Source organism: Bacteroidota bacterium (assembly GCA_013696965.1).
Lineage (GTDB): Bacteria > Bacteroidota > Bacteroidia > JACCXN01 > JACCXN01 > JACCXN01.
In genome coordinates, this window is sequence record JACCXN010000021.1 from 36,233 (window position 1) to 46,224 (window position 9,992).

Sequence of the window (9,992 nt, forward strand, 5' to 3'; positions counted from 1 at the left end):
TAATTATGCAACTTCTTCCATTGAAGAACTAAAGTGAGGATACTTTAATTTAAGCAAATTTTCAAAAGGAATCAGTTCTGCGGTTAAAGGTTCCCAAATTAAATCATCATTTCCTTTATGTAAATGATGATTTAATTTGTGTTTTTCATGCTCGTAATTAAATCCATTTTTATTTAATAAAAGAAGGAACCTGAATATTTGCAAATCACGTTTCCTGAAATCCTTATGTTTAGAAATACGTAAAATTTGCCTTTGTAAATTTTCAATACTTACAATTGCATCATCCTGCTTATTTAAAATAAGGCTTGTAATGATATAAAGAATTCTACTCCAAAAGTCCCAACCAATAGAGTCTTTTGAAACTTCTTCTTTAAACAGTATAGATTTTCTTGCTAACAAATAATCACCTTCAGCAAGGGCCATGTAAACCTTATAAATTCGAAACCTTGCAAGCTCAAATTCATTAAAAAGCAAGATATTGGTGTCATTAATTAGCTCGTTGATAATTTCTCGAGCTACTTTGTAATTTTCTGAATAGAAATAACATAAAAATTCATGTTCTAAAGCCAAATAAAAGTTACGAGTACCTGGATTCAAATACAATTTAGCATAATTTAAACATTTTAATGCTTCAGGATAGTTGTAAAGATGCATTTCTGATAATGTTAAATTAACATAAACAATTCCTAGCCTTTCTTTCCTTTTTAAAGATTTGTTTTCATTGATTAAACTTAGAATCTTATATCCTGTTTTCTTCGCATTTTCGAATTCTGAAGTTAAATTATATAAAGTAAATTCATGATAAAACTTATAATATTCTATTAATGCAGATTTTGTATAAATAACCTCTTTTCTGAGTAACTCTATTTCATATTGCAAATTATCTATTTTAGATTTTATTGCAGTCTTCCCATCCAAATGTTTCAAATAGTGATTCATTTGATCGGCCTTATTTAATGCATTATAACAATGCATGTAAAACTGAATTTTTTTGTCAATTTCTATAAAAACCTTTTCTCCTCCCTTTAGCCCTAATGTGGTTTTTTTTAATAATAAATACTCCAATAGGATTGGGTAAAATTCGAATTGAATGGAAGTGTTAATTATTTCATCGAGCAGCGTTTCAAGAAGTTTTATTTTTTTACCCTTAAAACGAAGTATTTGAAAAGCCAAAGCCTTTTTAAGTACATTCTTTTTTGCATTATCTACTGCATCAATGTGGGAATTACTTTCTTCTGAATAGGTATTGGTAAGAAAATCAATAATTTTATTCCTGGTACGGTAAACCAATTTCCTGTATTTTTCCTCTACGGCAACTGCTTTGTATAGTTTTTTCAGAACCTGTATTTTTTCCGGTTCATTTTCACTTACAGAAAAAATATCAAATAAGTTTTCAGTAAGTGAAAATTCTTTTGCAGATGATTCCGATTTGCTAATAGTGGCCTTAAACTCTACTTTTTCTTTTTCGGAAAGCAACTGTATTAGCTCATACAATTCTGTATAATACATCTTGGATAAATTTTAATTGATTTGAAGTAAAGTTTAAAAAAGCAGATAAAACTATTACAAAACAATCCAATTGTTTATATCAACAAGTAAAATTACATGTTTCTTTTTAAAAAACAACAGTAATAATAGTGAAAAGTCAATGGTAATGAGAAAAAAAGCAGCTAAAAAACAAAATAAAAGATAAACAGGATGCGGCATTTTTAAGTAAAAATGAACATGGCTTTGCTTTTATAACACAAATGCACTTTCAGTTTAAAAAATCAAAATATATGATTATTCTATTGGTTTTAAATAATTTACTGCAGAAAACAATCCCGTATTCTTAATAATTTCAGCATTAAAAAACAGGTAATTTTACCTATTTTTTAATTGAATTTATTGTTCCAATTTTGTCTAGTTTAAATCAGTTAAAATAACTGTGGTTATTAAGATAACAAACTAAAGGATGATTTAATTTATACGATGAAATAGCCAAGCACAAACATTCTACAAAAAGGAATGAATATTTCATGGCTATCCCCATAAATCGGGATGACAGTTAAAAAACAAATTATATACTTATGAAAGGTAAAGAAATCTATAATAGTACAGTTTCAATAACTTTTAGTATTAATAAAACCCAAACAATAGTTGAAAATATTGACAAAACTCATGCTTTGCAAATTTTCATTCAAAAAGCATTGGAACAAACTGGAAATACAGGAAGGCCGATAGATGATTGGCTGGTAACGTATAATGATTTAAATATAGATGCTAATAAAAAGGTAGAGGAATATAAATTCCCGGAAAATGCAGTGGTTTTTTTACGATTGAAATGTGGGCCAAGCTGGCCTGAAAATCCTCAGTACAAGATATTTTCATTGCGTCAGAAACAGAAACTTAAGCATTAAATATATTTATAAATTCAAATTTAAAAATCACCTCACATTGTGTTTAAATCCACCAAAAAAATTCCTTTTATCACTAACATGCTTGAATTTTTCCACACAATGTTGATGTGGAAATTATGATTTTATTTATTAATCTCTCTAATAGTGAGGCAAATTCAAATAACAGCAAGATGCCAAAGTACGATTCAACCATTTTGTATGATTTATTGGTAGCAAAAATCAAGACAATTTTAGTAAACTCGAAACACAATGAAGTGAATACTTTTAATCCTCCGGGAATCCCTGTATTGACAAATTACAGTTTAATTTATCCTGCAATAGAGTTTATTGTTTCAAATTTGAAAATTATAATTGATATTGAAGTTAGCAATACTCTAAGTGAGGCAATGAAAGAAAAATGGATAAGGCATGCTTCAAATTGCGATAATTTTATATTAATTGTACCCAAAGAAATGGAGAAAGAAGTTCAAAATTTTTGTGTTCATAATATTCCTAATTCTGAAGTAAGAACCTATACTTTTGAAATAAAAGACAATGAAATTGAGAATTTATTTATCAATTTTTAAAAATGATAAGCGGTGTTTTTCTCGAAAATCATTTGATTTAATTCAAATTATAAGAACTATAATAGAGTCATTCAAGGGAATCTCACCTTTTGTTAGAGTACTGCCAAGTTCTAGATTTTGCAAGCAAGGCATTTTCAATTCTTGCCCAATATTCCATGCTTCTATATACTTCGTGATTTTTAAACACTCTTTTTTTCAATCCACGAGCAGCCTATAAATCTGATTTTTTCAACTTTTGCATTTTTGCATTTAATGATTTGTTTCATGCTACTAGTTTTCTTTTTTACTTAGGCCACAAAAAATCAATAAAAAGCTTTAATTAAAAATAAGGAATGTGAAAATGGTTTGTCCAAATGTAATATTATTCGTTTTTTTGATGTCTGTATGCACAATGGTGCAGGAATTAAATAATAGAAGTGGCTTTTTTAATAAAACTTACTTCTTAAAAACTTAATTATAATTATTTCTCCTTTAGTCAGTTTATCCCATATCTTGTCACACCATTTCAAGCAGATAGTCATAAAAACCAATGTTAAAAAGCCTTCTTACTTATTCTGAAAATTTTGTTAAATCCTTTGCATCAGCAAATACACGGAATTTACTCCTAAATGAGATTGGCAGATATTATCAAAATTCGCTTAGCGATAAAACAGTTTCAAGTCAGGAAAAAGAAGAAGCTGTTGTAAAGGCTGTAAATTGGCTCTTAGAATCCCAGGAAAACATGAAAGATGCAGGATTTGGTTCTTATCATCTGGTAAAAGAATATTCTTCCTCTTATCCGGAAACCTCCGGCTACATTATTCCTTCCTTAATGGAGTATGCATTACTTCAAAAGAATGAACAAATAATTAAAAAAGTACTTCTTACAGCAGATTGGTTAATTTCCATTCAAAAGAAAAGTGGCGGATGGCAAGGTATGCGAATTGAGGATAACCGTCCTGAAACAGTTTTTAATACAGCTCAGGTAATTCGTGGGCTCATTACAGCTTATGAGTATACAAAAAAAGATGCGTATTTATCCTCAATTGTAAAATCATGTGATTGGCTTTGCAGTGTTCAATCTGAAAAGGGCTACTGGGAAAAATTTGCTTTTATGAATGTTCCAAGGGTTTACGACAGCTATGTTGATTTTCCTTTATTAATGGCAAGTAAGATTTGCGCAAACGAAAAATACAAACAGTGCGCCATTAATAACCTGTATTGGATCATTGAAAAAATGCAACTGCCGAACGGTTGGTTTTTAAATTGCGATAATACGATCAAACACAATGACAAGCCCATTCTACACACCATTTCCTATACAATTGATGGCTTACTTGATTCAGGTTTATTCCTAAGAGATGAAAATTTAATAAAAGCAGCAAGGATTCCCGCGGATGAGTTATTGGCCATATTTGAAAAAAAAGGGTATTTAAACGGACGGTTTAACAAAAACTGGGATGGCTCGGAATACATGATTTGCACAGGATCGGCTCAAATATCCATCGTTTGGTTAAAATTGTTTAAAGCCTTTAAAGATGAAAGATATCTAAAGGCTGCTCAAAAAATGAATAATTTATTGGTTGGCATTCAAAACCGGCAAGTAAAGGAATCATCCGCCACTTATGGAGCAATTCCCGGATCTTTTCCTTTATGGGGGAAATATGAACCATTTGCATTTCCAAATTGGGCAACAAAATATTTTATTGACGCCTTAATGCTTGAAGCAGATGTACAGGCAAAAGAAATTCTTCTGAAATAAATTCAATTTACAGCAACATTTTTAGTGGAATCTCAATTAAATAATCAATTATTATTCAGCGGTTTTTAAGAGAATAAAAGCACTTTAGTCTTTAAATAAAAAGGCAACAAAATATTTCAATGCAACGTTGATGCCTGATAGAGAAAATCAAACAGCATATTTTGAACAGGGATATGGCTTCAATGCTGTAAATATAATTATATTCGTGTTTTAATTCAAGGAACAAAGGAGTGGAAAATCTTCAAAATAACCAGATATTAATAAACGGGTTTCTGAATTCTGTTAATCAGCGCCCTGGATCCATTGCCCTGGATGTAAATAACTGTTTGTACACCTATGCAGAAATGCATGAAGCATCAGTTAATATTGCCAATGCAATTGTAAAACATCAACATAGTGCTAATAATTATACGGCCATATTGGCCTCCAATAGCTTAAGTGCCTATACCGGTATCCTTGGTGCATTACTTATTGGAAAGACATACGTTCCATTAAACAAAAAAAATCCAGTGTTAAGAACTTGGGATATGCTCAATCGATCTGGTGCAAACACATTGGTAGTTGGTAAAGAATGCCTGGAATATTTTATTGAATTATTACCGCTTCTAAAATCCGCCCTAACTGTGGTGCTTCCCGATACTGCAAACACCGATGATTTACAATTAAAATACCCACAGCACAAGTTTTGTTTTTCCAATGAACAAGACTTACAAAAAGAAGAATATAGTGAGTTAACACAGAATACCAATCCCATTGCTTATCTTTTATTCACCTCTGGAAGCACAGGAATACCAAAAGGAGTGCAGGTTACAAATGAGAATGTATGCGCTTATCTGAATTATATTTCCGATCGTTTTGATTTTAGTGCAACTGACAAATTTTCTCAAACATTTCCGCTTGCTTTTGATTTGAGTGTTCATGATATGTTTCTTTGCTGGAAAGTTGGCGCATGCCTGTGCGTTCCAAGTGAGGATGCCTCCCCTGCTCTATTATCCTCCTTTATTAAGGAAAAAAATATTACTGTATGGTTTTCAGTTCCATCCCTTGCATTGCTATTAATGAAAATGCGGTTGCTTAAAAACAATGTTTTTCCAAGCTTGCGCTTTAGCCTTTTTTGTGGTGAAGCCTTAACCGAAAAAGTTACTTTTCAATGGCAACAGGCAGCTTTAAATTCAAGAATTCTAAATCTCTATGGCCCTACTGAAGCAACTATTGCAATAGCCTGTTATGAGTGGAAAAAATCACAGGAATTGAATTTTTGCATCAATGGAATTGTGCCAATTGGTAAAGTATTTAACACACAAAATTTCTGCATTGTAGATGAAAATAAAAAACAGGTAAATTTTGGTGAAAATGGAGAACTTTTATTAAGTGGAACACAAATTAGCCCTGGATATTTAGACGACCAGGAGAACATTAAAAAACAATACATGAAATTACCCGGATTTGGAGATAACGTTTGGTATAAAACCGGGGATTTGGTAAGGGAAGATGAACAAAACAATTTGCATTTTTCAGGAAGAATAGACAGCCAGGTTAAAATCAGGGGATTTAGAGTGGAGTTATTGGAGATAGATAATGCAATAAGAAAAATAGTAAACAATGATTGGGTGGCAACAGTGGTTGAGGAGCATAATGATACATTATATTCGTTTATTTGCAAAAATCCATCTGAAACAGAAATAAGTGAAAGTGAAATTCTGGCATATTGCCGTACTGTTTTACCCTGGTATATGATTCCTGGCAAATTAGTATTTATTGAAAAAATGCCGTTGAATAACAATGGAAAAATTGACAGAAATAAGCTTAAAGATTTGATCAAATGCTAGATCATTGCTTTAATTTTAACAGAATATAAATAGTTCCTTTGTAATGAATATCCAAAGGAAACATAATACAGAGCGCAAATTTGTTCAGAACATAATGCAATCATGAATAAAATGGAAAAAGAAATAACAACATTTATTTTAGAACAATTGGATAAGAGATTAATACGCATAGGCATGCAGAGAAAGGAAATAACTCCAAATTTCGATCTTGTAAAATCCGGCTTGTTAGATTCCATGTCTTTTGTTGATTTGGTGGTGGAAATTGAAAAAAAATTCAATACAGAAATTGATTTCGAATTAGCCTTCCAAAATGCTGATTTTACAACAATATCAGGCCTTATTCAAACTATTGAAAAGCAATTAAAATGAGCATTAAAATAATAGATGATTCAAATGATCCATTGTTAATCCAGGTTAAACACTTGTTTCAGCAAATGTACGACCAACTAAACGATCAGATGCCTGAAAAGCAATTGAAAATTCCTTTGGTTGATAATGGCGCTGAATTGTGGTTAGAGGGAGTAAAAAAAATGCTTGGGCGACTGGGAAGAATTGTTGTAGCTATTAAAGATGATAAAGTAATTGCTTTTGCAAATGGGGTAATTTATTTTACTCCTGATTATTTAGGTGATTTAAAAGTAGGTTCAATTGCCAATGTTTTTGTTCTTCCACAAGCCAGGGAGCTAGGCTTAGGGCTGCGTTTAGTAACAGAATTAGAACAATGGTTTAAAAGCAAAAACGTACATTCAGTTAATCTTCAGGTTATTTTCGAAAATAACCAAGCATCTGATTTTTGGAAACACTGTAAATACCTGGAGGAAATTATTCAGTTTAGAAAAATATTTGCTTAGTGGAAATAAATAATATACCTTCTTCAAGCATTGCAGATATTCTGGATATTCATCCTGGAGATGTGGTAATGGTTTCTGCCGATGTTTCAAAACTTGCATTTTATGCTAAGAAAAAGGAAGGTGTTTTTGATCCCCAAAAATTCATTGAAAGTTTATCCAAAAAAATTAATCCCGGAGGAACTTTAGTTATTCCTACATATACACACCTTCTTGAATCAGGTGATAAATTTGATTTAAATTCTACCAGGCCTCTTACAGGAACACTGGCAATTGAAGCACTTAAAAACCCTGATTTTAAGCGGACGGCTCACCCCTTACATTCCTTTGCAGTTTCAGGAAAATACAGGGAAGAAATGTGTAACCTGACAAATAAAAGTTCGTTTGGCCCAGATTCTCCTTTCTCATTTTTACATCAAAAAAATGCGAAGCTGTTATTGGTTGACCTGGATTTACACAATTCATTAACCTTTACCCATTATGTGGAGGAAAATGAAAAAGTAAGATACAGGTATATGAAGAAAATGCATTTTCTATACACTGATATTTCTGGCATTACCGCAAAAAGGAATTACTTATTGTATAAAAAATTTCCCTGGATTACCATGGACTTTAATCCCTTGGAAAAAGTAATCAATCCGGCAGTTATTCAACAACAAATTATAAATGGAATTAATTTCAGAATACTTCAGCTTACAGAGGTATATGAAATAATTAAAGCAGATATTCATAAAAACCATGCAAAGCGTATTGCAAAATACAACTGGTCAATTTTTTTAAAGTTTATTGTAAAAAGCATTTTAAAGAAATTGAATTTATATTCCTCCTCCTCAGATAAAATTCGCAATGCTGATATATTGTAAACAAACAACCCCTCGCATTGAGTATATTTTCAGGTTTTTATTAACTGAAATGTCAGGAATCAGCCTTGATTTCACAAGTGATTTTGACTATTTTAATGCCTGCGATGGAGCAAAAATAAATTATTCTTCCCAGGCTTCAAAAACTGCTTACTCCATACATCCAGTAGGATTATTATTTGAATCAACAATTGAAAAACAACAAATTCAGGTATTTGAACACAATGGAGTAAAAGCTTTTTTCGAAACAGATAAAAGCGCTGAAATTCCTTTTGATTTATTTGCCGCTTCTTTTTATTTGATTTCCAGGTATGAAGAATATCTTCCTTTTAGAGCAGATAACCATCAAAGGTTTCCAGCCACTGAAAGCCTTGCTTTTAAAAACAATTTTTTAACTCAGCCTGTGGTAAATATCTGGCTTGAAAATTTAAAAAAAGTTTTATTAAGGCATTTTCCTGATTTGCAAATTCGTACCTCTGCTTATCAATTTATCTCCAGTATTGATGTGGACAATGGATATGCCTACATGGGAAAAAGTTGGTGGAAAACCTTTGGTGCATTTTCAAAACATTTTTTAAAATTCGATTTCAAAAAAATCAGGGAAAGAACTTTGGTTTTATGTGGATTTAAAAAGGATCCCTTTGATGAATATAATTTTCAACACGCCCTGCAGTTAAAATATAAATTTTCTTCCCTATACTTTTTGCTTTGCGGTAAATCCTCAAAAAATGACCATAACATTTTGCCTCAGGGAAAAGCCTTCAATAAACTTGTAAACAAGCTTGCCGGTTTTGCCGAAATTGGAATTCATCCTTCCTATACATCCAATAAATATCCTGAAAGGGTAAAAAATGAAAAGCAAGTATTGGAGAAAATTTCCAACAAAAAAATTACCAGGAGCAGACAGCACTTCTTAAAATTGAAATTGCCTAATACTTATTCTGTTCTAATTAATTCAGGCATTCAGGAAGACTACACAATGGGCTATGCCTCGCACCCCGGATTCAGGGCAGGCATTTGTACTGCTTTTAATTTTTATAATTTGGAACGGGAGCAAAGAACAGAATTGAAGGTTTTTCCCTTTGCAATTATGGATGTTACTTTTTCAGATTACATGAATTTAAATGCTTCTGAAGCCATTAACTTAATTATTCCAATTGTTGAAGAAATAAAAAAAGTAAATGGTCTTTTTATAAGCGTCTGGCACGACAGAAATTTTGAAAACAAAAACAAAATAAAAGGTTGGAATGAGGTTTATGAGGAAATGGTAACTGTTGCAAGAAGCAACCAATGTTGTCATTCCGAATGAATCGAAGCGCAATGGAGGAATCTCTTTCTGATTGCAGTGTTTGTTTCATGTACTATTTGCAAGAGATTCCTATGGTCTGAATGACAGTTTCTTTTTTTTAGAAAAAAAAAAGAAATTTTCCTCTAACATCATCTCATTAAATGCAGGGAACCTTGTTTAAAGGCTTCTCCATTTTCCAGAACTCCGGTTATGGTATAATAATAAACCCCCTGGCTGCATTCCTGGCCTGTAACTGTGTGGCCATCCCAGTGCATATCGTTTCCTTTTTCCCAAGCGTGAATTTGTATGCCCCAGCGGTTGACAATACTTACCTGGAATGTTTTTGCCCCTTTTACAACCAGAGTGAATGTATCGTTTTTGCCGTCACCATTGGGGGTGAATACATTGGGGGCAAGCACCAGTAAAGTGGAGGCTATGTTTATGGTATGCATTACTGTATC

General features: G+C 31.9%; 10 protein-coding genes. 8 read left to right on the forward strand and 2 right to left on the reverse strand.

Annotation, left to right across the window (positions count from 1 at the left end; genetic code table 11):
* Window positions 1-3 precede the first annotated feature (3 nt).
* The gene (locus H0V01_03935; GenBank protein MBA2582522.1) at window positions 4-1,509 is read right to left on the reverse strand and encodes a hypothetical protein; all 1,506 of its coding nucleotides are present in this window, start codon (window positions 1,507-1,509) and stop codon (window positions 4-6) included.
* Between the two features lie 560 nt (window positions 1,510-2,069).
* Between H0V01_03935 and H0V01_03940 the strand changes: the two genes are divergently transcribed.
* From H0V01_03940 to H0V01_03975, 8 genes are all read left to right on the forward strand, one after another.
* Entirely contained in the window at window positions 2,070-2,399 is a 330-nt protein-coding gene (locus H0V01_03940) for a DUF2604 domain-containing protein (protein MBA2582523.1), read from the forward strand.
* A 170-nt stretch (window positions 2,400-2,569) separates the two neighbouring features.
* On the forward strand, window positions 2,570-2,965 hold the full coding sequence (locus tag H0V01_03945) for a hypothetical protein (protein ID MBA2582524.1): 396 nt from the start codon (window positions 2,570-2,572) through the stop codon (window positions 2,963-2,965).
* Window positions 2,966-3,494: 529 nt separating this feature from the next.
* Entirely contained in the window at window positions 3,495-4,706 is a 1,212-nt protein-coding gene (locus tag H0V01_03950) for a hypothetical protein (GenBank protein ID MBA2582525.1), read from the forward strand.
* 230 nt (window positions 4,707-4,936) lie between these two features.
* Complete coding sequence (locus H0V01_03955) at window positions 4,937-6,535, forward strand: amino acid adenylation domain-containing protein (GenBank protein ID MBA2582526.1); 1,599 nt, start codon at window positions 4,937-4,939, stop codon at window positions 6,533-6,535.
* 111 nt (window positions 6,536-6,646) lie between these two features.
* Window positions 6,647-6,904, forward strand: a complete 258-nt coding sequence (locus tag H0V01_03960; GenBank protein ID MBA2582527.1) for an acyl carrier protein — start codon at window positions 6,647-6,649, stop codon at window positions 6,902-6,904.
* Window positions 6,901-7,386, forward strand: a complete 486-nt coding sequence (locus tag H0V01_03965; GenBank protein ID MBA2582528.1) for a GNAT family N-acetyltransferase — start codon at window positions 6,901-6,903, stop codon at window positions 7,384-7,386. Before H0V01_03960 ends, H0V01_03965 begins: the two co-directional genes overlap by 4 nt.
* Entirely contained in the window at window positions 7,386-8,246 is an 861-nt protein-coding gene (locus tag H0V01_03970; GenBank protein ID MBA2582529.1) for an AAC(3) family N-acetyltransferase, read from the forward strand. The genes H0V01_03965 and H0V01_03970 overlap by 1 nt, the downstream gene beginning before the upstream one ends.
* Window positions 8,247-8,295: 49 nt before the next feature.
* Window positions 8,296-9,552, forward strand: a complete 1,257-nt coding sequence (locus H0V01_03975; protein MBA2582530.1) for a hypothetical protein — start codon at window positions 8,296-8,298, stop codon at window positions 9,550-9,552.
* Between the two features lie 128 nt (window positions 9,553-9,680).
* On the opposite strand, the gene H0V01_03980 is transcribed toward H0V01_03975, so the two are convergent.
* The gene (locus H0V01_03980; GenBank protein MBA2582531.1) at window positions 9,681-9,983 is read right to left on the reverse strand and encodes a gliding motility-associated C-terminal domain-containing protein; all 303 of its coding nucleotides are present in this window, start codon (window positions 9,981-9,983) and stop codon (window positions 9,681-9,683) included.
* Window positions 9,984-9,992: the final 9 nt, after the last annotated feature.